The following is a 22,384-nucleotide window of genomic DNA, read 5'->3' as shown; positions in this document are numbered from 1 at the left end:
ATTATTGTCTGGTCGCATTTTCTTGCGGCGAGCCCGCGCTCCCTTCGGGTTTCACGTCCGACACGATTGCGCTTTGCGGGCTTCGCGGCTAAATCACACGCTGTTGTTGAATGAGGCGTAAGCCGGTGGACTCGAAAAGCTATGCGCGCTGAAATCGAAAGACTTGTCGAAGAGATCAAGCAGTCGGTCGGGCTGCTGAGGAGGCATCTTTGACGTCGACACATCAACCGCGCGCCTGGCGGAGCTGAACAAGCTCGCCGAAGACCCAGATCTCTGGAACGATCCCCAGAAAGCCCAGAAACTGATGCAGGAGCGAACCTCCCTTGAGGATTCGCTGGCCGGCATCGGCAAGGTCGAGCGCGAGCTAGAAGACCAGATCGGCATGATCGAACTCGGCGAGGCCGAGAACGATGAGGCCGTCATCGACGAATCCGAAAATGCCCTGAAAGCCCTCAAGAAGGAGGTCGACCGCCGCGAACTCGAAGCCTTGCTCTCGGGAGAAGCGGATCGCTTCGACACCTACCTGGAGGTTCATGCCGGCGCGGGCGGCACCGAAAGTCAGGACTGGGCTGCGATGCTTCTGCGCATGTATACGCGCTGGGCGGAAAAGCGTGGTTTCAAGGTCGAGTATCTGGAAGAGACGCCCGGCGAAGAGGCCGGCATCAAATCAGCGACGGTTCAGGTCAGCGGCCACAACGCCTATGGCTGGCTCAAGACCGAGGCGGGCGTGCATCGCCTCGTGAGAATCTCGCCGTTCGATTCCAATGCGAGGCGCCATACGTCGTTTTCGAGCGTGGCGATCTTCCCGGTTGTGGACGACAGCATCAAGATCGATATCAAGGAATCGGACGTTCGCACCGATACCATGCGTTCCGGCGGAGCAGGCGGACAGCATGTCAACAAGACCGAGTCGGCGGTGCGGCTGACACACGTTCCGACCGGGGTCGCGGTGGTGTGTCAGGCCGGGCGCTCGCAGCACAAGAATCGCGCGCAGGCCTGGGACATGCTGCGGGCGAGACTTTACGAGATCGAACTCAAGAGGCGGGAAGAGCAGGCGGCCGCCGATCAGGCCGCCAAGACCGATATCGGCTGGGGCCATCAGATCAGGTCCTATGTCCTGCAGCCCTACCAGATGGTGAAGGACCTCCGAACCGGCGTGCAGACGTCGGACACTTCGGGCGTCCTCGACGGCAACCTCGACGACTTCATGGCGGCCACGCTGGCGCAGAGAGCTTTTGGCACCACGCCGGGCGCCGTCGAGGATGTTGAGTGATCAGACCGGTCTCAGACCTGGTTGGTCTCAGACCTGGTCGTCGACAAAATTCTCGTCAAAGCCGTGCATGCGGAGGGCCCATTGGAGGCCGACGACCGCACCCTTGATCGGCTGAATCAGCCACAGCGCCATGATCAGCGTCAGCGGCAGATAGATCGCCCATTGAAGGATCAGCGGCGGAGCAAACGCTTTCTCGATCAGCAGCGCCAGCGGCACGACAATGTGGCCGACGACGACGATGACGAGGTAGGCGGGCAGGTCGTCGGCGCGATGGGGAGTAAAATCAAGTCCGCATTCCGAACAATTGTCGGCGGTTTTCAGGAAGGTACGAAAAAGTTTGCCTTGCCCGCATCTCGGGCAGCGGCAGAATAACCCGCGCCTCATCGCGGCCCAGGTGTCGCGCTTTTCGCCTTCCGGGGTCCAGGTTTTGCCTGCTGTGCTCGCGGTATCGGGAGGAAGCGCGGTCATGATTTGCCCTTCTTCGGTTTGCCGGCCTTGCTCCTGCCCGGCTTGCGCGATGTCCCGCGCGGTTTACGGCCCGGATGGGCTTTCGAATGAACATCAGGATGACCCGCGTTCCGACCACGCGGCGTCTTTATTTTCCCTCCACCCCGCGCGCGGGGGGAGCGCGGCCTCACCTCGGCTCCGGATAAGAGTTCGAACCGCAGAGCGCCAGCCAAGGGTACAGCTTCTACCAGACGAACCTCCACCACGTCACCCAGCTTGTGCATGGAACCGCTGCGGGACCCCACCAGGGCATGCCGGGTCTCGTCGTACTTGAAATATTCGGTCCCCAGCGAGCGAATCGGGATCAGCCCGTCGGCGCCGGTGTCGGCCAGCTTCACGAAAAGCCCTGCGCGGGTGACACCGGAAATACGCGCCTCGAAGATGTTGCCGATGCGGTCGGCGAGAAAATGCGCGATCAGGCGATCGGCCGTCTCGCGTTCGGCCTTCATGGCGCGCCGCTCGGTGACGGAAATGCGCGCGGCTATTTCGGCGAGCGTTTCGGCGTTGTCGGAATCCGGCAGCGCGCCGTCGCCAAGACCGAGCGCACGGAGCAGGGCGCGGTGCACGACGAGATCTGCATATCGCCTGATCGGCGATGTGAAATGCGCGTAGCGCCGCAGGTTGAGACCAAAGTGGCCATAGTTCTCCGCCGAATACTCAGCCTGTGCCTGCGAACGAAGAACCACCTCGTTCACCAGCGATTCGGAATCATGGCCCCTGACCTGATCCAGCACGCGATTGAACAACTCCGGCCTCAGCGCGCCGCTTCTGGCGAAGGACATATCGAGAGTTTTCAGGAACTCGCGCAGGTTGTGAACCTTCTCGACCGTCGGCTCGTCGTGCACGCGATAGATCAGCGGCAGCCCTTTCTTTTCCAGCATCTCGGCCGCGGCGACGTTTGCAAGGATCATGAATTCCTCGATCAGCCGATGCGCATCGAGCCGATCCGGAACGATCACACGATCGACCGTTCCGTCCTTCTTCAGCAGAATCTTGCGTTCGGGTAATTCAAGATCGAGCGGATCGCGCTCGTCGCGCGCGCGCTTCACCAGAGCAAAGGCCGCGTAGAGCGGTTTCAGGATCGGTTCGAGCAGGGGGGCGGTCGCGTCATCCGGGTTGCCGTCGATCGCGGCCTGCACCTGCGAGTAAGCAAGCTTCGCTGCCGAGCGCATCAGGATGCGATGAAAGGTGTGCGAACGCTTGCGTCCGTCGGCGTCGATCACCATGCGCACGGCGAGAGCCCCGCGTGCTTCGCCCGGAACAAGTGAGCAGAGATCGTTTGAAATGCGCTCGGGCAGCATCGGGACCACGCGATCCGGGAAATAGACCGAATTGCCGCGCTCCAGAGCTTCACGATCCAGCGCCGATTCAGGCCGCACATAATAGGCGACGTCAGCGATGGCGACGGTGACGATGGCGCCGCCCGTGTTGTTGGGATCATCGTCCGGCGCGGCGTGAACCGCGTCGTCGTGATCCTTCGCATCGGGGGGATCGATGGTGATGAGCGGCACCGCGCGCCAGTCTTCGCGACCTTGCAAGGCGGAAGGCTTCGCAGCGGCGGCTTCGCGCAAGGCGGCCGGCGTAAACTCCTGCGGAATGTCATGGGCGTGGATCGCGATCAGGCTGACGGCCTTTTCGGTCGCGAGCGAGCCAAGCCGCTCCTTCACCTTGCCAGAAGCAAGTCCGAAACCGCGGGTCCGCACCAGTTCGACACTCACGAGATCGCCGTCCTCCGCGCCCGCGCTGTCGGCTTTCGCGATGTTCAGCTCGCGCCCGGCCTGCTTCTTGTCCACCGGCACAAGGCGTCCGCCGCCCTGAGGCGACGCGCGATAGATGCCGAGCATACGCGCGCGGGTGCGATCGATGACCCTGATGACGCGAGCGCGATAGCTTGCGGTTTCGTCGGACTCGATTGTCTCGATGCGCAGCAGCGCACGATCGCCGACGCCTGCCACGGTGCCGGGCTTCGCCCGACGCGGCACATGAATGAGAATCCTCGGCGCGGGCGTTGCTTCATCGTCCCATTCGGTCGGCGTGGCGATCAGTTCGCCGTCGCGATCTCGCCCCGTAATATCGGCTACCAGCGTTGGCGGCAGCGTTTCCGGCTTCCGCAGCTTGCGGCTCCGTTTCACGATTGTTCCGTCATCCGCGAGCGCGCGAAGGATATGCTTGAGTTCGGCGCGATCGGCGTTCTTCAAGCCGAACTCATGAGCGATCTCGCGTGTGCCAGCCCGGCCGGGATGCGCGCGGATGAAAGCGACGATGGCCTCGCGATCCGGAAAATTCCTGGCGCGCGGTTTGCTCACATCAATTGGCTCACGTCAGCCGTTCTTGCCCGCGCTCTTTTTTGTAGGCGCTTTCACTGTATTGGGCGGCGCTTTGGCCGCGGCGATCGAGCCACGCGCCTTGCTCACGGCCTCAGACTTCGGCTTCGTGGAAGCCTGTTTCGAAGCTGCTTTCTTGGCCGGCTTTTTTGTCGCCGCGCCGTCCTTGCCGGCCTTTTCGGTTTGCGCGGGCTTGGCTTTCTTCGCCGCGCGTTTCGGCTTGCCGCCGCCCTTGGCGGCGCGCTCGTCGATCAGCGCGATGGCTTCCGGCAGCGTAATGGTGTCCTGCGTCTTGTCGCTCGGAATCGTGGCGTTGACGCCGCCTGCGGTGACATACGCCCCGTAACGGCCGCTCTTCACCGCGACCGGGCCGAGCGTCGGGTGGTCGCCGAGAGGCTTGCCCGGATCGGCGCCAAAGCGCCGGCTCGGCCCCTTGGCGACCTTCTCCGCGATCAGCGTCACCGCGCGGTTGAGGCCGATGTCGAACACCTCGTCGCCGGCTTCGAGACTGGCATAGGTTTTTTCATGCCGGACGAACGGGCCGAAGCGGCCGATCCCCGCCGTGATCGGCTCGCCGGTCTCCGGATGCTTGCCGATCTCGCGCGGAAGCGACAGCAGCTTCACCGCAAGATCCAACTCGATGTCGGCGGGTGACGTGTTTTTCGGGATGCCCGCGCGTTTCGGCTTTTCGCCTTCGCCGTAATCGCTGGCCTCACCGAGCTGGATGTAAGGTCCGAAGCGGCCGGATTTCACCGCGACATCGAGACCGCTCTCCGGATCCTTGCCGAGAACGCGGTCGCCGCCGGCCTCGCCGTCAGCGGCGAGGGGACGGGTATGGCGGCACTCCGGATAGTTTGAGCAGCCGACGAAGGCGCCGAATTTCCCGGCCTTGAGATTCAGTCTTCCGGTTCCGCAGGTGGGGCACTGGCGCGGATCGCCGCCATCCTCGCGCGGCGCATAGATGTGCGGCCCGAGCATGTTGTCGAGCACGTCGAGCACCTCGGATACGCGGACATCCTTGATTTCATTGACCACGCCGATGAAGTCGTCCCAGAAATCCTTCAGGACCTGCTGCCATGACACTTCGTTGTTCGAAATACGGTCGAGCTGCTCTTCGAGATTGGCGGTGAAGTCGTATTCGACGTAACGCGCGAAGAAGTTCTCCAGGAATGCAATGACGACGCGGCCCTTGTCTTCGCCATAGAGCCGCTTCTTTTCGAGTTTGACGTAGCCGCGATCCTTGAGCACCTGCAGGATCGAGGCGTAGGTCGAGGGCCGGCCGATGCCGAGCTCCTCCATGCGCTTGACCAGCGAGGCTTCCGAAAAGCGCGGCGGCGGCTCCGTGAAATGCTGGGTGACGCTGAGGTTCTCGCGCCTCAACGCTTCGCCTTCGCTCATGGCCGGAAGGCGGCGGCTGTCCTCGTCTTCCTCATCGTCGCGGCCTTCCTGATAAAGCGCCAGGAAACCGTCGAACTTGACGACCTGGCCACTGGCACGCAACTCCAGCGTGCGCGCACCGGCCCGCGCCGCGATATCGACGGTGGTGCGTTCCAGCTCCGCTGATTCCATCTGGCTGGCGATGGTCCGGATCCAGATCAGTTCATAAAGTCTGGCCTGATCGGCATCGAGGCGGCGCTTCATGTCCGAGGGCCGGCGCGACAGGTCGGTCGGCCGGATGGCCTCGTGCGCCTCCTGAGCGTTCTTGGCCTTGGTCTGGTACTGGCGAGGCGCCTCCGGCACGTAGGCGTGGCCATAATCCTCGCCGATGACCTTGCGTGCCTGCGTGATCGCCGAGCCGTCGATCTGCACGCCGTCCGTTCGCATATAGGTGATGAGGCCCGTGGTTTCGCCGCCGACGTCTATGCCCTCGTAAAGACGTTGTGCGATCCGCATCGTGTGCGCAGGCGCGAAGCCGAGCTTGCGGCTGGCCTCCTGCTGTAGCGTCGACGTGGTGAACGGCGCCTGGGGATTGCGTCGCGCCGGTTTGGCCTCGACCGTCGATACCGTGAAGTTCGCCGCCTCGATCGCCTTCCGGAAATCCTCAGCCTCGGCGCCGTTTCCGATGTCGAGCCGCTGGATCTTCTTGCCGTCGGCCCCGACCAGCCGCGCATCGAAGGTTTCGCCACGAGGGGTGGCGAGCGTCGTGACCAGTGACCAGTATTCGCGCGGGACGAACTTCTCGATCTCAAGCTCCCGGTCGCAGACCAGGCGCAGGGCGACCGACTGGACGCGGCCGGCCGATCGTGCGCCGGGCAGCTTGCGCCACAGCACCGGGGAAAGGGTAAACCCGACCAGATAGTCGAGCGCGCGGCGCGCCATATAGGCATCGACCAGCGCGCCGTCGATCTGGCGCGGGCTCTTCATGGCTTCGGTAACGGCTTGCTTGGTGATGGCGTTGAAGACCACGCGTTCGATCTTCTGGTCCTTCAGCGCGCGCTTCTGCTTGAGCACTTCGAGCACATGCCAGGAGATCGCTTCGCCCTCGCGATCGGGGTCGGTGGCGAGGATGAGCTTGTCGGCTCCCTTGAGCGATTTGGCGATGTCATTGAGCCGGCCGGCGGCCTTCGGATCGACCTCCCAGATCATCTGAAAATTGGCGTCGGGATCGACGGATCCATTTTTGGCCGGCAGGTCGCGAACGTGACCGAAAGACGCTAGCACTTCATAGGAAGTTCCCAGATACTTGTTGATCGTCTTGGCCTTCGCAGGCGACTCAACAATGACGATATTCATGTTATTCCAGTATTTTATGGATAAACTTCAAACCGATTCGCGAATGACGAACGGGCTGTTTCGGGGCGAACATGGGTGCAGCGGGGTCTTAAGTCAAATAGACTCCTGTGAAAACCTCTCGTCTCGATTACACCTAGGAATTGTACGTTTCTTATAATATTACTCATAGTTGCCATTTCTCATGAGGGGACGGAACTTGAAGCTTCCGCCTTGGCATGATGCGAGGAGTTCTCGGGGGATGAGGGAACGACCAAACCGTAACGAGGAGCTACGCGATGATGAGTCGTGCTTAGGCGACCCCCCCGGTGACGGCGGCCCGGACGAGGCCGCCCACTACCTGGCGGGGGCGGTTGCCGACCTGGCGCTGATTGCGCGGCGTCATGGGCTGGATACTCTCGGCTATCTGCTCGATATGGCGCAGCTGGAGGCTGAAGAGATCGTCCGACTGCGTACCGCGCGAAAGGGAAGCTGAAGACCGGCACGTAGAGTGATCCCGATTCAAGCTGATCGAATCATGCTCTATTCGGATCACGCTCTATAGTGTTTTCGAGCGCAGTGGATACCTGGGCTGGCTTCGATACTGCTTGTCCGGGAGATGCTTCAACGAAAAGTGGATCGCAACGCTGGTGCGCTTCCGGGAATGGTGCGCTTCGCGGCGCTTGCGTCGAGCGGCATCGATTGCTCATTACCCTCGATGGGATGACCGCTTCCGACCGGTGGCCGGGCTTGCTGCGGGAGAGGAGCAGCCGCCAGCGGCCCTGGGGGTTTTTCCTGAATAGTGAAAAAATTCTGTCGGGGGACGGAAAGCCGGTCATAGGCGGCGAGCGGCGAAGGGCGCCGCCAGAAGGCCCAGTCGCGCAGTAACAACGGTAGGAAGCCGCGAGCGAAGCGCTGAGATCGGTCGAGAACCTCCGGCAGAAGAACAAGCTGTCCCTGGTTCAGTTGCGAGTCCGGGATTGCGGGAGCGGGGAGGGAGCCGGCGTCCACAGGGCCGGTAGCTTGTACCGCGGGCGATGGTGAGGCGGTCGCGACGATCGCCGGCGCAGGATGCATCCGCCAATCATGCGGCTCGGTGGCCGTCTTCGGCCGGTTCGCCCTCGCCGGCACCACGTGAACAATGCGGTAGCCGCGCTCCTTCAGGGTGCGGAGAATCCTGGGCAGCGCAGTCACTGTCCGGGCCTGGATATCATGCAACAGCAAAATACCTTTGCCCTTGGCTTCGATCCGGCTGATCGCGAGTTGATAGACGCGCTCAGCTGAAATAGGCCGCCAGTCGTCAGCCGGGAAATCGGCGCTCCAGAGCTGAATGTTTCTTGAGGCCAGATAATCCTCGATCCCTTGCGCGCGCCTCAGGCCGGGAATGCGCATGAACGGTGCGAGAGCTGCCTCGTCGCCCAGCGCGGCGGTCGCGGAAGCGATCCCGTCGTCGATTTCCTGCCGGGCTCGCTCGATCGGCATCCGGTTCATGCCAAGCGGATGATTCTGCGAATGGGTGCCGATGGAATGTCCCGCCGCGAGCACTCGGCGCAGATGCTGCGGGTAGTCGCGGGCCATCCGCCCAACCGTGAAGAAAGTCGCCTTCACGCATTCACGGGCGAGGATATCGAGAACCCGGAGGCTGTGGGGCGGCAGCGGCCCGTCGTCGAAGGTCAGCACCACCTCATGATCGCGAAGCGGCAATGTTTCCTGATACTGCATGGTGCCGATACGGGGGTGCTCCCGAGGGTCCACGACCAATGTCCGGGACGTTCCGAGAGCATCGGGATTGCCCGGACAATCGCCGGCCAAAGCGGGAAGCGCCGTGAATTCGAGGGTGGCGGCGAGCAGGCCGAGCCCAAGAATCCGCTGGATCCGCCGCCGGGCTGCTTTTGATATCCGTGCCATTCAATAATACCTTCGCGCCCACCCATTGCGTCCGAAACTAGAAGACCGGCGATGAACGCCGCCTTAACTGGTCGTGAACTGGTCGTGAAAGAGGGTGCCTGGTGCCGCGGCCCCGCGCGCATTCACTCAGGCTTAACGTCCATCACCGACGATCTCTCGAATCGGAGGTGAGTATGCAGCGATTGCGTTTGAAAGCAGACGGACGGATCGTGGAAATCCGCGATGGGAAAGAGTTTCCGCTATCACCCTCCATGCACGTCGCGGGCGCAGCTTCCGATGATGCTGGACCGAGCTCGGTGCCTGAGGTCAGAAGCCTGCGGCGGCGGGCGCGGTTGACCCAGGTCGAGTTCGCGGCGCGGCTGGGCGTTCCCGTTGAAACCATCCGCAACTGGGAGCAGGGCAAGCGGATTCCGCGCGGACCCGCGCGCGCGCTCCTTGCGGTCGTTGCCCATGCGCCCGAAACCGTGTTCGCCGCCCTCGATGGTCGCGAATAGAACCACGGCCGGATGAGTCGCGATTTTCGACTCCGCATCGACCGGGCCGCTGACCGCATGTTCTTCCTGCTTTCCAAGGTTGTCGGATTTATCGTCCTGCCGTCGAACGCGATCGCGCTCATATGCGGTCTCGGTCTCTGCCTGAGTCTGTCGAGATGGCGGCGCGCCGGCGTCGGGTTACTGATGGCGGGGATCGCCGCGCTCCTGATCTTCGGCTATTCGCCACTCGGCAACGTGTTGCTGTTGACGCTATCAGAGCGTTTTCCGGCATGGCAACACGACGGGCGCGATCCGGATGGCATCATTGTTCTGGGTGGCGCTGTTGACGCGGACATATCGGTTTCCCGCGGAGCCGTCGAAACCAATGCGTCGGCGGAAAGGGTAATCGCGGCGCTAGAACTGGCGCGGCGATTTCCGAAGGCTCGTATCGTTTACAGTGGAGGCGCCGGAAACCTGATTGCCGGCTTGCGCGCCGAAGCACCGGTGATGGGACGGCTGTTCGAGCAATTTGGCATCCCGCGCGAGCGTATCGTTCTCGAAACCCGTTCCCGCACGACCGATGAGAACGCGCGTTTTACCCGCGAACTGGTGAAGCCTGAATCCGGCGAGCGCTGGTTGCTGGTAACGTCAGCCTATCACATGCCGCGATCGGTCGGCGTATTCCGCAAGGCTGGCTTCGATGTCGAACCTTATCCGGTCGATTGGCGCACGCGGGGCTGGATCGATGCGTGGATGCCCTTTGACAAGTTGTCGGCAGGTCTCGCCCGCGCCGATACGGCCGCCCACGAATGGGTCGGACTGCTGGTTTACAGGATGACCGGCCGCAGCGACGCGTTCTTTCCGGGATCGCGGTGACAGTGAAAAGGCGTTCAGTCCAGTCGTGGCAAGCCCACCCGGTATACGCCGCGAAAGTCCAGGGGATCGGCCGGCTTGCCTTTGCGATAGATCACGAGACGTCCGGATTGAGCCATTGCCACGGCCGCGCGCCGGATCGGCATCAGCAGGCTGCGCCAGTCGGCTTCCGCAGCAATTGCCTGTGCAAGCTCCGGCGCGCTCAGCGTTCTGGTGGCGTCGCGCGTCAAAACTTTCAGAATGTCGTTTTCGAGGGAGGGGATCGAATGCGAATCTTGCGTCATCATGATTCAGTGCCATGGCGCAATGACGGACGCCCTGCAAGAGCGATGAAATCCCCGCGGAGTCAGCCCCGATTGCCAAATGAAGACATGGCAAATGAAGACATGGCAAATGAAGACATGGCAAATGAAGACATGGCGAACGGAGACATGGCGAACGGAGACATGGCGAACGGAGACATGACCCGAGACCTGTGACGGAATAGATGGACGGCGATGATCGCGGCGCGGTGTGCCGACGCAGGAGGAGAAACCATGACGCTGACGCTCGTGATCGGAAACAAGAACTATTCGTCGTGGTCGATGCGGCCCTGGCTGGCGCTCAGGGCGGGCGGCATCGCCTTCAAGGAAAAATTGATTCCGCTCTACACCGGCCCGGCCGACAAGCAGCGCATCCTCGATATAAACCCCGCCGGCAAGGTCCCGGCGTTGATCGATGGCAGGGTGATCGTCTGGGATTCGCTCGCGATCATCGAATATGCCGCTGAACGGTTTCCAGAGGCAGGCTTGTGGCCGGCAGACCCGGCGAGCCGCGCGCATGCGCGCTCGATTTCGGCCGAAATGCATTCCGGCTTTTCAGCGCTCCGCCGCGAATGCGGGATGAACCTGCATCGGCCGATCAGCCCAAAGACGCTTTCCGACAGCGCCCGAGCCGACATCGCTCGCATTCAGGAGCTATGGACTTATTGCCGCCGACGATCCGAAAGGGACGGGCCGTTCCTGTTCGGATCTTTCACCGCGGCCGATGCCATGTATGCGCCGGTGATCCATCGCTTCCGCACCTATGCGATCGAAGTGACAACCCAGGTGCAGGAATACATGAATGCGATGATGGAGCAGCCTGCCTTTCGCGAGTGGACCGGGCAGGGGCTCGCGGAAACCATGGTGATCGAGAGATTCGAAACCGACTGAACGGACGTTGGCTTGCAAGGTGCAACGAGAAGCCAGCCGGCCGTTACCTTCCTGTCGCGCCCACAACCCTTGCTCGCGGCGCCCTTTCCGCAACAACCTGATGGCATTTACGTTGCTGGAAAGTCTGCGGAATCCGTAATTCCGCCATGTTGTTTATGACTCGCCAAATGCCTCAAGGGCGTGCTATAGGAGCCAAAAATCCTGACCGGCTGCACCGCTGTGGGCGCGGACAGACTGATATTGATATCTGATGGAGAAGGCGTTGAAGCATAAATTTCTCGTTGGAGAAACAGTCCTTTTCACCGCGAGCAACGTGGCGCGGCCGGCTGCGAGCGGCACTTACGAGGTGATCCGGCTACTTCCCACCGATGGCGACGACTTCCAGTATCGGATCAAGAATTCAGCCGAGGCTTTCGAGCGCGTCGCAAAGGAAAGCCAGCTCGCCGCTTGCTAGAGCGGGATGAGGAAAAGTGTGTAGCGGTTTTCCGCCCGCATCCCGCTCTAAAATGTTGGAATCGATCACGTTCATGGTTTTGGATCGATTCGATCCAAAACCATCGTGATCTAGCGCCTGTTTCGCAAAAAAGTGGACGCCGGTTGCGGTCTTGAGTCCGCGCAAGCTGTTGACGACGAGCCTTAATCTTACGGCTAACGGGTTTCGCCTGTAATGGGTTTCGCCTGGCCGCATGGTGCTCTTGGGATCAACGAGCCACGAGCCTTTCCGCTTCTGATTCAATCAGAAGCGCGGGTTCTATGTTTCTGGTCTGATGCGTTTTCTTCACGCGAACCGTATCCACCTCGCTCGAAAAGGCTATAATTGAGTTCCGGACCCCCAGTTCACAACGAGAGGGTCCGGACTGATTTCGCCGTATTCCCGGATCATTGAATAGCCGGGCTTTGTCGGCATTTGCCGATTGTCTATGCTGGCCCACCGTTCGGCATGAGGGCACGGAGCATGAACTGGGGCTGGGTGACATCACTCGATCAATTCTGGCGCTCTCCTGCATTCCCGATGTGGCTGACGCTCGCGGGTGCGGTTTTCTTCGCGTTCATCGTGTTCCTGACGCTCATCCGTGCCGAAAAGTCGGTCGCCAACGGCGTCTTGACCATCATCACGTTGCTCGCGATCGGAGTTGCGGCGGCGGTTGCGCTTCGCACCTTCGAGGCGGATGGCAGCCGCTCACTGGATTCGAAGAACCAGAGCGTACGGACCAACATCGCGATACCGGCGTTGTCCTGCATTGACGGGCTGGCCGGAGAGGTGGTCGAGAGCGCTTGCGAGAAGGCGCTGTTCGGGACGCCCGACGCGGTGGCGGCCGCCGTGTCCTACGTCGCTTCCGAAATCAACAGGTTACGATCGTTCGGCGCCGCCGCTGCGGACGGCAGCATTGTAGCGCCGGAATTGGAGGTACTGCGACGGACGATCGAACGCGACCGCTATGGTCTGGTCGCCCATGTGCTGGTCGCGCGCGACCATTGCCAGCCGTCGGACTGTGCTGCTTTCCAGTCGCTGACTGATCACGGTCGGATCGCGGCGAACATGAAAGAGCAGCTCTATGAGAACCTGGTGGTGCGTTACGCGTCATCCTGGAACGCGCCCGCGGTAGCGCAGGCCGCTGCACCCGGTACGCCGCCTGTTCCGGCGCTCGCGTCGGAGCCGACCGGCAATCCGACGACCATGGACTTTCCGACGGCTGAATCCATTCCGCCGGTCAGCATCATGACGCCCGAGCCGGCGGCTGCCCCGCCGGCGTCATCCTCGGCCGCCGCGCAGGCCGTCCCGAAACCGCGCCCCGCCGCGAGGAAGCCGCATGCGCCGAAGCCGCACGCGCCCCCGCCCGTCCGCCTGGCGCCCCCACCGACACCACAGAACTGATGATCCACTCGACGGCCGCCGCCGACAGGCACCTCCACCTAATCAAACTCGCCGTGGGCTGCGAATCCGTAAAGGAACTCAGGGATTGGATCGCCGAACGTATGAAGCAGGCGACGCTAGAAGGCTTGCCGCGCCATCATATTCACATCACCCGGATGACACCGAAACGCGGCGAGGAGTTGCTCGCGGGTGGCTCGCTTTATTGGGTCATAAGGGGTGAAATTGCGGCCCGTGAGAAGCTGATCGGCATCGAGCCCTTCCGCGACGGCGACGGTATTGGTCGGTGCCGTCTGGTCATGCAGCCGAAGGTGGTCGCCGTCAGGCCGCGCCCGATGCGCCCCTTTCAAGGGTGGCGTTACCTGTCCCTCGCCGATGCTCCTCCCGACCTCGGAAGCAACGCCGCGAGCGTCGCAGAGATGCCCGAGCCGCTGCGCCGCGAGTTGCGCGATCTGGGGTTGCTGTAATTGGAAACGGGAGCGAGTGAGCAAGAGGGTGAATTAAACGCCGAGGTTGTCGATCAGGCGGGTATCCCCGATCTTAGCTGCGACCAGGAGCCTGACCGGGCCATCCTTTAACGAGCCGACCGGTGACAGCGTTTCGGCGTGGCGGGCCTCGAAATAATCCAGCGAGAAGCCAGTGTCCTCGATCGTCCTCGCGCCATCCGCCATGACGGCTTCGAGATGATCCCCGTTCCGCAAACGCCCAGCCGCGTCCTTCAGGGTGCGATAAAGCGTCGGCGCGCGAGCGCGCTGCTCGTTCGACAGGTAGACGTTGCGTGACGACATCGCGAGCCCGTCGGGTTCGCGCACGATGGGGACACCAACGATCTTCACGCCGAGATCGAGATCGGCCACCATTCGCGTCACGACCTTGAGTTGCTGATAATCCTTCTGGCCAAACAATGCGACATCAGGCCGGCACTGGATGAACAGCTTGCCGACCACGGTCGTGACGCCGCCGAAAAAGTGCGGGCGGAAATGATCTTCAAGCCTCGCGATGGCCGGTCCTTCAGTCGATATCCGGGTCGCGAAGTCCCGCGGATACATCGTGCTGACGTCGGGACGCCATATCAGGTCGGTCTTCGCCTCGGCGAGTTTGGCCAGATCGGCCTTCCAGGTTCGCGGGTAGGATCCGAAGTCTTCATGCGGCGCAAACTGGGTGGGGTTGACGAAAATCGAGACGATAACCCTCGATGCGCGCCTCTTTGCCTGACGCACCAGCGCCAGATGTCCTTCGTGAAGTGCGCCCATGGTCGGCACCAGCGCGATGGTGCCTCGCCGCGCCCGCAGGCGCTCCAGGGCGCGGCGTAGCGATGGCAGGGTGCGAACGATAGCGGGAGCGGGCGGCATTGCTGCTCGGGTGGATAAATTCCAGGGACGGGACTGCTACATGCGCGGGATGCAGCGGATCGCACCTTACTAAAGCATTTTCGCGTCTTGTTGAATCGGTTGAGGTTGCTGAGCAGATCGAATTTCCCCGTCAGCCGCTTACCCCGCCTGATACGCCAACTTGAAATATCAGCGATTTACGCCACATAGAGGCTTTCCATTTCGGACAGGAATCAAGAGTCCGGGTTCCATGATATGGAGTTGACGCGTTTTCTTAATTCTTAACGCGAACCGGTGTCCACTTCGCCCGAAAACGCTATAGTGCCTTTAATCCCTTGTGAGTCTCGATGGCCTACGATCCGGAGCCGCCGAAACGTTCCCCGAATCCGACGATCTGCCGGAGCCCGCCGGCCGGCGGAAGCGCTCCGCTGCCTGACGTAAAGTCATCTTCGTCCGATATCGCCGCGTTCGTTGCGAAGGCGAGATCAATGTCGCCTTATGCATCAGACGGCCGTGGCAGGCTGTTGTTCGCGCTCGACGCCACCATGAGCCGGCAGCCGACCTGGGACATGGCATGCACTCTTCAGGCCGACATGTTTCACGAAGCGGTCGGCATCGGCAGCCTCGACATTCGCCTTGTCTACTACCGGGGACTCAACGAATGCCGTTCCAGCGGCTGGATACCCGACAGCGCGAAACTCGCAAGGTTGATGAGCGCCATCGATTGCCGCGGCGGCAACACCCAGATCGGCAAGGTTCTTTCCCACGCGCGCACTGAAGCTGTCGCCTCAGGCATCAAGGCCGTCGTTTTCGTCGGTGACGCGATGGAAGAATCGGTGGACGATCTTTGCGCGAAAGCGGGAGAACTGGGACTGCTGAAAGTCCCCGTGTTCATGTTTCAGGAAGGGCACGATGCGATTGCCGAGCAGGCTTTTCGCGAAATCGCGCGGCTGACCGGCGGCGCCTGGTGTCGGTTCGATCCTGGCGCGGCGAGCCAATTGCGCGAACTGCTTCGCGCAGCGGCGGCTTATGCGGTGGGCGGCCGGGAGGCCTTGCGGCGGCTGTCGACGACCGTAACAAGTGCCACCCGGCTATTGGGACAGATGAAGTAATAGCGTTTTCGAGCGAAGCATGTCCTCGGGCTTGACCGGATCGGTCTTGACCGGAGATGCGATACCAGCTTGCGTGAGAAAACGCTTCCAGAACAACGGTTCGGGGTTGGCTTCCTCGTGGCGTCGCTATGTCGCCGCAGGCCACCGCATACAATCGCTTTCATCGACCGCGCCGAGCTACTATTTATTCGCCATGCCGACACTGATAGCAGGCCTCTTCACGTTCCTGTTTCTGTATTTGCTGCTTCAATTGTTGCGGGCGGCAAATCCGGCCGTTCTGGCGCGAGCCATCAGGCTCGCCGGCGGCATCATCGCGTTTGGAATGGCGGCTTTCATAGGCAGCAGGGGGGAGCTGGCGGTTGCGCTGCCGCTAGCGCTTCTCGGCGTCGGACTTTTGGGATGGTCGTCCTCGGGCATGTCATTCTTCGCCAGGCTTTTTGGCGCGGGAATGCAGCGTACGGCCCACGGACACACGTCCCAGGTTCGTTCGCGGTTTCTCGAAATGGTCCTGGATCACGCCAGCGGCCGCCTCGGCGGATGGATCATTGACGGACCCGATGCCGGCCGCTCGCTGGATGACTTCGACCTGCCTCGACTCCTCGCCATGATGACAGGCTTCGACGCGGAGAGTTGCGCGCTACTTGAAGCTTATCTGGACCGCAGGTTTCCCGCCTGGCGTCATAACGCGCAAGGCGATCCGGCAGGGGGGAGGAGCCGCGCGTCGCCGGGCGGCAAAATGACGGACGAGGAGGCCTATCAGATCCTTGGCTTGCAGCCGGGGGCGGGAAACGACGAGATTCGTCGCGCGCATCGGGGGCTGATGAAGAAACTGCATCCCGACCAGGGGGGGTCGACGTACCTCGCGGCCCGCGTAAACGCGGCCAAGGATACTTTGCTTCGCACTCATCGCAGCTAACTCCAACAACGCCACCAAACGCTACACTGCGAGTTGCTTCTGTCTTTCTGTCCGACGCGGCCCCGATTTCGCCCGCCGTTGTCCGGCGGATCGATCGTTGCTTCGAACATTATCCGTCAATTCTTGACGAGTGGTTTGCATGGAGTGGTTTCGGTGCGTAGATCCCCCATGCTTCGATGAACATTTTGGGCGAAGGATGTCCTCGGGCTCGACCCGGGTCGGCGGATATGGCCTGCGCAAAGCAAAACGCGTCAAATTCGAGAGCCATGCTTCTGATATTGCATCAGAAGCATAAAGCTCTGGATTCTGGCGTCGCGTATGAGTGCGGGGCGGGCGATCAGTTTTTGATCGTGATGCAGGATATATCCGAACGCTTCAGCTTGCGGCACACGGCTTCGGCCTCATCGCGTTCGAGGCCGGCGAAGCGGGCGCGATATAGCTTCTTGCTGCCCTTGGCGACGGGCTCGGTGAAAGGATCGGCCTTGCCCAGCATCCTCGGAGCGCGGCCTCGGGCCGCATCGAGACGCTCGCGCGCCTGGCTCTCGGTTTCCAGCGCGCCGACCTGAATGATCCAACCCGAATGCGACGCGACCGGCTTGAGCGCGCCATTCTTCTGAACTGTTCGCGGCTGAACCGCGGGCGCCGGATCAGCATGAACCATCGCCTGCCTTGTCGAAGCAGGAAGACTGGAGGCCGGAAGCACCCCCAGGATGCCCTGACCGGTGCCGAAGTTGGCAGGCTGCGGCGGCATGTTCGCCCGCGCCACGACCGAGCCCGACGTTTCCGGCGCCGCCTCGCGATCCGCTGCGGCGTCGCCGGCGGCCGGAGACAAAGCAGGCGCCGGCCCGGCCGATGCCAGTCTGACCGCTTTCGCCCTGACCTGTACCGTCTTGACCCGCACCGGCTTCATCGGTTCGGCCGAGCCGGGAACGGCGTCGATCGGCTGGGTTTCGATAACGCCGCTCGTCAAGGGAGCCGGTTCGGCTAAAGGCCGCTTCGGAGGTAACGCCGCCGCCGGAGCCGCTGTCAGCGATCGGCTCAGATGAGCGGGACGCTCGGCCGGCAGCGAGACAAGCTCGGGCACGGTGGACGCGACTTGAACGGCTCCGTCCACCTGCGTCGTACCCCTCGGCCGTGAGCGCGCCTGATCCTCGGCCGCCCTCGCATTGGCCTCCGCCATGCTGCTTTCGGCAATCGCGGCGACCGTCCGCCGCGTCGCGGCCTTGTCGAGATTTTCCGCCAGCAGTTTGCGCATGGTGGCGTCGCGGGAGCCGCCGCTGCGACCGCCAAGAACCACGCCGACAAGGTGGCGATTGCCGCGCTTGAGGTTGGTGACGAGATTGAAGCCGGAAGCTCGAATATAGCCTGTTTTGATACCGTCGACGCCATCGACGCTGCCGACCAGACGGTTATGACCCCGAATGGTGCGACCACGGAACGTGAATGAGGTGGTCGCGAAATAGCGATAGTAGCGCGGGAAACGATCCTGCAACGCACGGCCGAGCGTTGCCTGGTCCCGCGCCGTGGTGACTTGATCGTCGTCGGGAAGACCTGAAGCGTTGCGATAGACCGTCCGTGTCATGCCGAGCGCACGGGCCTTCCGCGTCATCATCCTGGCGAAGTCGTCTTCGTCGCCTGCGATCGCCTCGGCGATGACGACCGCCGCGTCGTTGGCGGATTTCGTCACCAGCCCCTTGATCGCATCTTCGACGCGGATGGTCTGACCCGGTCGCAGGCCGAGCTTGGTCGGGTTCTGCGCGGCCGCGCGCGCTGAAACGCGCATCTCGCTGTCGAGGCCGATCCTGCCGGCGTCCAGACGCTCGAAAAGCATGTAGAGCGTCATCATCTTGGTGAGCGACGCCGGATGGCGAAGACTGTCGGGGCTGGTGGACGACAGCGTCGCCCCGGAATTAGCATCCACCACGATCGACGCGAAGGGCGGATTGTAGCTATGCCGCACCTGCTGCTGGTGGTGGCGATGGTGCTGACGGGCACGCCGCGCATCTGCATGATCGATCGTAAAAACGACGGCGATGATCGCTGCAAGCCCAAGCGCGCCAACACGCGTTGCGCGCGAGGAAGCCAAGGTGGTGCGAAGCATATACTTCCCCGTCCTATTTTCGACTTTTAGTCACTGGTTCGTGAGGCAAAATTTTGCCCGGCCATCTGATCTGAGCGTTCGGCGCGAACCGGCTTTCTCGGCAAGGGTGGCAGGGTCTGATTGCCATTCTGGCTAAGGGTCTGGTTCCAAGGTGCTTTTTGCCTTTTCACCGGGAACGCTCAAGATGCTGGAATCAGCGTAGGAGCCCGGAGTTTCCAAAGCGTTAAGTAACTCTTGATGGAACCCGAGGATTTTGACGCGAATGTCGATCTTGTGCGATGCACAATAATGCTTGCATTTTTTGTGCGATGCACTATAAGGGTTGGGAGAACGGCGGGGCTCCATCCCGTCCGATGACGATAAGGAATCATCATGACCAAGATCGAAGACATTCAGCAGCAGGGTAAAGAGCAGTTCGACGCCGCGGTCACAACCGCGAGCGGTTTTCAGAAGGGCGTTCAGGCTATTGCCGTAGCCTTCGGGGATTACTCGCGGAAGTCGTTTGAAGACGGCAGAGCCTTCACCGAGAAGCTCGCCGGGGCGAAATCGCTGGATCAGGCGATCGAGGCGCAGACCGCGTATGCCAGAACCGCCTACGAGACGTTCGTCAGCGAGTCGCAGAAAATCGGCGGACTGTACGCTGATCTCGCCAAGCAAGCCTATAAGCCATTTGAGGATTTTACGGCGAAGTTCGTTCCGGACGCCCGTTGATCCCTGAGGCGAAGGCCCCCGACTATAAGAGTAGCCCGGCCGCAGTTTTCGGCCGGGTTTTTTGTTGGTTAGAGCGTCTTCGAGCGAAGTGGACACCGGTTCGCGTGAAGAAAACGCGTCAAAACAATATCATAGAGCCCCGCTTCTGATTCAATCAGAAGCGGAAAGGCTCCCCGTTATTTGGCGATGCGGAGTTGCGAGATTTGCGTGAGGATGTTCTGAAAAGCGTCGGCAGTCTGGTTAGCCGACGTGATCATCTGAAAATTTCCGTTGGAAGCGCAGTCCTGTAGCACCTGGGATAGCGGATCCCTGTTGCCGACATTGACCTGGACAGTGAAAATGACGGTGCCGCTGTCCTTGACCTTCTGACATAGCAGCGCCTGCCGCACATCGACCTCCGGCGAGTGGTCGCTTCCGTTGCCAGACCAGCGGTTCCGCGTGTTCAAGCCGTCAGACAAGAGTACCAGATAGTCCTGATAGACATATGCTTTATCCTTGGCGGGCGCCGGGAAGGGGCCGTTCGTGGTACTCAGCGTCTGCCATCCCCAGGCGAGACCGATGGCCTGGTTCGTACTACCGCTGGGCGACATCGAGTCGATCTGGTTCTTCAGGGTACTCGATTGAGAACTCACGGGCGTAATGGTGGCCGGAAGACAGCCGTTCAACTGTTCGGCGTAGAACTTCGTGGAGGGTGTTCCGCTGCTGCCTGAAGAGGGATCGGCATTGGAGATGTCGTAGGCCTGATCGCGATCGTTGATGCAACCGGTCCAGGTGCTGTGAGCAGGAGCGGCATCTTTCGCCTGATTGGTGTCAGTCGGGTGGGCGCGCCAGTAATGCTTGTACTTTGCTTGGGTGCATTTGCGGTTCCTGCCGCTGCCCGTGCATGAACAATTTGGTGTGGTGCTGGGGCAGCTTGCGCCAGATCCCGTTGAAACGACTACACTTCTGTCCGTATCTACAACGCTGGTATAGCAACCGTTGTAGTAAATATCCCTTTTCCTAGGGAACTTTGCTCCACCGTCGATGCCAGGGCAGATCATGCCATAATACTTTCCGCTCGGATCTGACGGAATTAGATATCGATTGGTGTATAGGCTGCTGAGGTCTGTTGCGCCGGAAAGGGAGCCTGGGCGGTCCATACAAGCAAAACTGAATTTACCTACGCGACTATTTTGGGTTGGCCGAGGGCTGCCATTGTTTCGTGTATCGAATGGACAGGGGGCACCAGGACCAATATCTTCCCATTTGTCATAGGTCAGACCGTTGTATCTTACATTGATGGGATAATTTTCCTCAATGAGAATCGGAGGCTCAGCTTCCCATTCGGTCCAGTTGATCCAGGCTGCGTTATAGTTTGACTTGTCGACGTTAACGTCCTTTGCGAAAGGAATGATCGAAATGTAGACGTCGTCGGCGGTTTTGGCGAAAGCCGACAGTGAGTCGATCATGTCCTTGGCTGCCCGTTGCAGCGCGGCCATCTTGCCGTTGTCGCGCATCGACCCGGTGTTATCGAGGACCAGCGCGACCCTCATTCGCGAATTGCCCCACGTGGACGTGGAACTGGTTCCGAAGCTGAGCTGCGGAAAGCCGGCGATTTTCATGAAATCGGTTTCGATCGCGCCCTGTCCGGAGGCGAGGATCTTCGCCGCCGCCGATGACGTGCTCGGGGTATAGGCCGCGCTTACGCTGACATTGAATGCGCTTTTGTCATTATAAAGTGAGTTAAAGTAGCGCTGCACCGCGTCAGTGATCTGCTGGGACGTCATGGCCGGATTCGCCGCGGCATCCCTGGAAACCATCAGCACCGCCGAATCCATGGCCGCCTGCATCGACGAGCGGGCCGCGTTCGCTCGCGTATAATCGACGGCGGCGCCCACGAAGCCCAATACCGGCAGCAGCGCGATCGCGAAAATGGGCGCGATGTTAGCTCGGATATCCCGATCAAAACGACTGATCGAATTGCGAATCCGTTTGCAAGTTGACGTCCCAGGCATGGCTGTCACCGATCCGTTGGCTCCAGCGCATTTCGGGCGTCCCGGCTAAACGGGTGGTAAAGTTGTCCTGAGAAAGCAGGTAAATAGCCGCACAAATTGCGACGACCGTTCAAAATGCTTATCCATCGTCAATGGAGCTTGAACGGGATGATCGGACATTCGGGGAGGGCAGGAGGAATCGGTTAACCATCAGCCCGGCAACCGGCCCGTGATCGACAGGCGTTTCAGCGGCAATTACGATCTTGCGGTGAGGCCAATACAAACCCATACTTAATCCGTCCGGGCCGGCCGATAGTCAGATAGACAGACGGGGCGGTCCTGATACGTTGCCTGGACTGAAGCGGCGCGCGGCCTCCTTGCCGGCGCCATCGTTTGTCCCGACAACAATCGACACTGAAGACATCGAACGCTGAAAACATCGAATGCCGAAGATATCGAACGCCTGAGCCATGCTGAAGCCGCCCGTCATTCAAACACCTGAAACGTCCGTGCTGCCCGTGAGCAATAACCGTTCAGCACCGAGAATGAGTGAAGATGAAGACGATCACGCCGGGGGCCGTGGCGATCCGGCCGCTTCTGTCATCACCAAGGTCAGGACGAAGACGAAACGTCCCAATCTCTATCGCGTGCTCATATTGAATGACGACTACACTCCGATGGAGTTCGTCGTTCACGTCCTTGAGAAGTTCTTTCAAAAGGACCTGGAGGCCGCCACCCAGATCATGCTGCACGTTCATCATCATGGCATCGGCGAATGCGGCGTGTTCACCTACGAGGTCGCAGAGACCAAGGTCACGCAGGTGATGGATTTCGCGCGCAAGCACCAGCATCCGCTGCAATGCGTGATGGAAAAAAAATAGCCGCATCGATTCGGAAAAAGCCGGAACGGATATTTCGCCGTTGCCCGGATTCGCGAGGTCAATCCGCGCTCGGCTCGGTTGAGCATAGGCGCTATGCGCGTCTGGCGGCGAGAGTCCGCCCACGCTATTTTGTTGGCGGAAGACGGACCCTTTTCCTCGGGAAATTGTACTACTATATTGTTGACATAAGGTTGTTGTTGCCTGACGGGGCGATGGCGATCATGAT

20 protein-coding genes are annotated in these 22,384 nt (G+C 61.0%); 12 read left to right on the top strand and 8 right to left on the bottom strand.

Annotated features, from left to right (window positions below; all coding sequences use genetic code 11):
• Positions 1-141 precede the first annotated feature (141 nt).
• Positions 142-1,273 (top strand): peptide chain release factor 2 gene (gene prfB, locus NWI_RS08935; RefSeq protein WP_148203818.1). Its coding sequence is split into 2 segments (ribosomal slippage): positions 142-210 and positions 212-1,273, totalling 1,131 coding nucleotides; the frame shifts between segments, so codons are not numbered across the junction.
• A gap of 27 nt (positions 1,274-1,300) precedes the next feature.
• Here the strand turns inward: prfB and NWI_RS08930 are convergent.
• Genes NWI_RS08930 through topA form a run of 3 tightly spaced genes read right to left on the bottom strand, consistent with a single transcriptional unit; the run spans position 1,301 to position 6,837 of the window.
• Entirely contained in the window at positions 1,301-1,741 is a 441-nt protein-coding gene (locus NWI_RS08930) for a DUF983 domain-containing protein (RefSeq protein WP_011314973.1), read from the bottom strand.
• Entirely contained in the window at positions 1,738-4,086 is a 2,349-nt protein-coding gene (gene rnr, locus NWI_RS08925) for a ribonuclease R (protein WP_011314972.1), read from the bottom strand. The genes NWI_RS08930 and rnr overlap by 4 nt, the downstream gene beginning before the upstream one ends.
• Before the next feature lie 15 nt (positions 4,087-4,101).
• Positions 4,102-6,837, bottom strand: coding sequence for a type I DNA topoisomerase (gene topA, locus NWI_RS08920; RefSeq protein ID WP_011314971.1), 2,736 nt, complete (start codon positions 6,835-6,837; stop codon positions 4,102-4,104).
• A gap of 238 nt (positions 6,838-7,075) precedes the next feature.
• On the opposite strand from topA, the gene NWI_RS08915 reads away from it, so the two are divergent.
• Entirely contained in the window at positions 7,076-7,309 is a 234-nt protein-coding gene (locus NWI_RS08915; RefSeq protein WP_011314970.1) for a hypothetical protein, read from the top strand.
• Positions 7,310-7,437: 128 nt separating this feature from the next.
• Here NWI_RS08915 and NWI_RS08910 read toward each other — a convergent pair whose 3' ends face one another.
• The gene (locus NWI_RS08910) at positions 7,438-8,721 is read right to left on the bottom strand and encodes a polysaccharide deacetylase family protein (RefSeq protein WP_011314969.1); all 1,284 of its coding nucleotides are present in this window, start codon (positions 8,719-8,721) and stop codon (positions 7,438-7,440) included.
• Between the two features lie 173 nt (positions 8,722-8,894).
• Between NWI_RS08910 and NWI_RS08905 the strand changes: the two genes are divergently transcribed.
• Together NWI_RS08905 and NWI_RS08900 are read left to right on the top strand one after the other, a co-directional pair.
• Entirely contained in the window at positions 8,895-9,215 is a 321-nt protein-coding gene (locus tag NWI_RS08905) for a helix-turn-helix domain-containing protein (RefSeq protein WP_041344952.1), read from the top strand.
• A 57-nt stretch (positions 9,216-9,272) separates the two neighbouring features.
• On the top strand, positions 9,273-10,070 hold the full coding sequence (locus NWI_RS08900) for a YdcF family protein (protein ID WP_041344951.1): 798 nt from the start codon (positions 9,273-9,275) through the stop codon (positions 10,068-10,070).
• A 14-nt stretch (positions 10,071-10,084) separates the two neighbouring features.
• On the opposite strand, the gene NWI_RS08895 is transcribed toward NWI_RS08900, so the two are convergent.
• Positions 10,085-10,354 carry a DUF3253 domain-containing protein gene (locus NWI_RS08895; protein ID WP_011314966.1) on the bottom strand — a complete coding sequence of 90 codons (270 nt, stop codon included), beginning with the start codon at positions 10,352-10,354 and terminating at the stop codon, positions 10,085-10,087.
• 249 nt (positions 10,355-10,603) lie between these two features.
• Between NWI_RS08895 and NWI_RS08890 the strand changes: the two genes are divergently transcribed.
• The 4 genes from NWI_RS08890 to NWI_RS08875 all read left to right on the top strand — a co-directional run bounded on the left by NWI_RS08890 (position 10,604) and on the right by NWI_RS08875 (position 13,600).
• Entirely contained in the window at positions 10,604-11,260 is a 657-nt protein-coding gene (locus NWI_RS08890; RefSeq protein ID WP_011314965.1) for a glutathione S-transferase family protein, read from the top strand.
• A gap of 250 nt (positions 11,261-11,510) precedes the next feature.
• Entirely contained in the window at positions 11,511-11,714 is a 204-nt protein-coding gene (locus NWI_RS08885; protein WP_148203817.1) for a hypothetical protein, read from the top strand.
• A 501-nt stretch (positions 11,715-12,215) separates the two neighbouring features.
• Positions 12,216-13,136 carry a hypothetical protein gene (locus tag NWI_RS08880; protein ID WP_011314963.1) on the top strand — a complete coding sequence of 307 codons (921 nt, stop codon included), beginning with the start codon at positions 12,216-12,218 and terminating at the stop codon, positions 13,134-13,136.
• Positions 13,136-13,600 carry a DUF1489 family protein gene (locus NWI_RS08875; RefSeq protein ID WP_011314962.1) on the top strand — a complete coding sequence of 155 codons (465 nt, stop codon included), beginning with the start codon at positions 13,136-13,138 and terminating at the stop codon, positions 13,598-13,600. The genes NWI_RS08880 and NWI_RS08875 overlap by 1 nt, the downstream gene beginning before the upstream one ends.
• A 33-nt stretch (positions 13,601-13,633) precedes the next feature.
• Here the strand turns inward: NWI_RS08875 and panC are convergent, their stop codons facing one another.
• Positions 13,634-14,485, bottom strand: a complete 852-nt coding sequence (gene panC, locus NWI_RS08870) for a pantoate--beta-alanine ligase (RefSeq protein ID WP_011314961.1) — start codon at positions 14,483-14,485, stop codon at positions 13,634-13,636.
• A 467-nt stretch (positions 14,486-14,952) separates the two neighbouring features.
• Between panC and NWI_RS08865 the strand changes: the two genes are divergently transcribed.
• A complete protein-coding gene (locus NWI_RS08865; RefSeq protein ID WP_244374890.1) occupies positions 14,953-15,576 on the top strand; it encodes a VWA domain-containing protein in 624 nt (207 codons plus the stop codon).
• A gap of 193 nt (positions 15,577-15,769) precedes the next feature.
• Positions 15,770-16,492 (top strand): DnaJ domain-containing protein, encoded by a 723-nt coding sequence (locus NWI_RS08860; RefSeq protein ID WP_041345554.1) that lies wholly within the window; start codon positions 15,770-15,772, stop codon positions 16,490-16,492.
• A 337-nt stretch (positions 16,493-16,829) separates the two neighbouring features.
• On the opposite strand, the gene NWI_RS08855 is transcribed toward NWI_RS08860, so the two are convergent.
• On the bottom strand, positions 16,830-18,593 hold the full coding sequence (locus tag NWI_RS08855; protein ID WP_011314958.1) for a D-alanyl-D-alanine carboxypeptidase: 1,764 nt from the start codon (positions 18,591-18,593) through the stop codon (positions 16,830-16,832).
• Between the two features lie 372 nt (positions 18,594-18,965).
• On the opposite strand from NWI_RS08855, the gene NWI_RS08850 reads away from it, so the two are divergent.
• Positions 18,966-19,304, top strand: coding sequence for a phasin family protein (locus NWI_RS08850; protein ID WP_011314957.1), 339 nt, complete (start codon positions 18,966-18,968; stop codon positions 19,302-19,304).
• A 176-nt stretch (positions 19,305-19,480) separates the two neighbouring features.
• Here NWI_RS08850 and NWI_RS08845 read toward each other — a convergent pair whose 3' ends face one another.
• Complete coding sequence (locus tag NWI_RS08845) at positions 19,481-21,298, bottom strand: pilus assembly protein (protein ID WP_011314956.1); 1,818 nt, start codon at positions 21,296-21,298, stop codon at positions 19,481-19,483.
• A 524-nt stretch (positions 21,299-21,822) separates the two neighbouring features.
• On the opposite strand from NWI_RS08845, the gene clpS reads away from it, so the two are divergent.
• On the top strand, positions 21,823-22,158 hold the full coding sequence (gene clpS, locus NWI_RS08840; protein WP_148203816.1) for an ATP-dependent Clp protease adapter ClpS: 336 nt from the start codon (positions 21,823-21,825) through the stop codon (positions 22,156-22,158).
• The last annotated feature ends 226 nt before the right edge of the window (positions 22,159-22,384 follow it).

Origin of the sequence: Nitrobacter winogradskyi Nb-255 (assembly GCF_000012725.1) — a bacterium.
GTDB classification, from domain to species: Bacteria; Pseudomonadota; Alphaproteobacteria; order Rhizobiales; family Xanthobacteraceae; genus Nitrobacter; species Nitrobacter winogradskyi.
This window is presented reverse-complemented; position numbering and strand designations above follow the sequence as displayed.

Excerpts from the sequence above, each read along its gene's own strand:
- NWI_RS08930 (WP_011314973.1), bottom strand. The coding sequence starts at position 1,741 with ATGACCGCGCTTCCTCCCGATACCGCGAGCACAGCAGGCAAAACCTGG.
- topA (WP_011314971.1), bottom strand. The coding sequence starts at position 6,837 with ATGAATATCGTCATTGTTGAGTCGCCTGCGAAGGCCAAGACGATCAAC.
- NWI_RS08915 (WP_011314970.1), top strand. The coding sequence starts at position 7,076 with ATGAGGGAACGACCAAACCGTAACGAGGAGCTACGCGATGATGAGTCG.
- NWI_RS08910 (WP_011314969.1), bottom strand. The coding sequence starts at position 8,721 with ATGGCACGGATATCAAAAGCAGCCCGGCGGCGGATCCAGCGGATTCTT.
- NWI_RS08905 (WP_041344952.1), top strand. The coding sequence starts at position 8,895 with ATGCAGCGATTGCGTTTGAAAGCAGACGGACGGATCGTGGAAATCCGC.
- NWI_RS08900 (WP_041344951.1), top strand. The coding sequence starts at position 9,273 with ATGTTCTTCCTGCTTTCCAAGGTTGTCGGATTTATCGTCCTGCCGTCG.
- NWI_RS08895 (WP_011314966.1), bottom strand. The coding sequence starts at position 10,354 with ATGATGACGCAAGATTCGCATTCGATCCCCTCCCTCGAAAACGACATT.
- NWI_RS08890 (WP_011314965.1), top strand. The coding sequence starts at position 10,604 with ATGACGCTGACGCTCGTGATCGGAAACAAGAACTATTCGTCGTGGTCG.
- NWI_RS08885 (WP_148203817.1), top strand. The coding sequence starts at position 11,511 with ATGGAGAAGGCGTTGAAGCATAAATTTCTCGTTGGAGAAACAGTCCTT.
- NWI_RS08880 (WP_011314963.1), top strand. The coding sequence starts at position 12,216 with ATGAACTGGGGCTGGGTGACATCACTCGATCAATTCTGGCGCTCTCCT.
- NWI_RS08875 (WP_011314962.1), top strand. The coding sequence starts at position 13,136 with ATGATCCACTCGACGGCCGCCGCCGACAGGCACCTCCACCTAATCAAA.
- panC (WP_011314961.1), bottom strand. The coding sequence starts at position 14,485 with ATGCCGCCCGCTCCCGCTATCGTTCGCACCCTGCCATCGCTACGCCGC.
- NWI_RS08865 (WP_244374890.1), top strand. The coding sequence starts at position 14,953 with ATGTCGCCTTATGCATCAGACGGCCGTGGCAGGCTGTTGTTCGCGCTC.
- NWI_RS08860 (WP_041345554.1), top strand. The coding sequence starts at position 15,770 with ATGCCGACACTGATAGCAGGCCTCTTCACGTTCCTGTTTCTGTATTTG.
- NWI_RS08855 (WP_011314958.1), bottom strand. The coding sequence starts at position 18,593 with ATGCTTCGCACCACCTTGGCTTCCTCGCGCGCAACGCGTGTTGGCGCG.
- NWI_RS08850 (WP_011314957.1), top strand. The coding sequence starts at position 18,966 with ATGACCAAGATCGAAGACATTCAGCAGCAGGGTAAAGAGCAGTTCGAC.
- NWI_RS08845 (WP_011314956.1), bottom strand. The coding sequence starts at position 21,298 with ATGCCTGGGACGTCAACTTGCAAACGGATTCGCAATTCGATCAGTCGT.
- clpS (WP_148203816.1), top strand. The coding sequence starts at position 21,823 with ATGAGTGAAGATGAAGACGATCACGCCGGGGGCCGTGGCGATCCGGCC.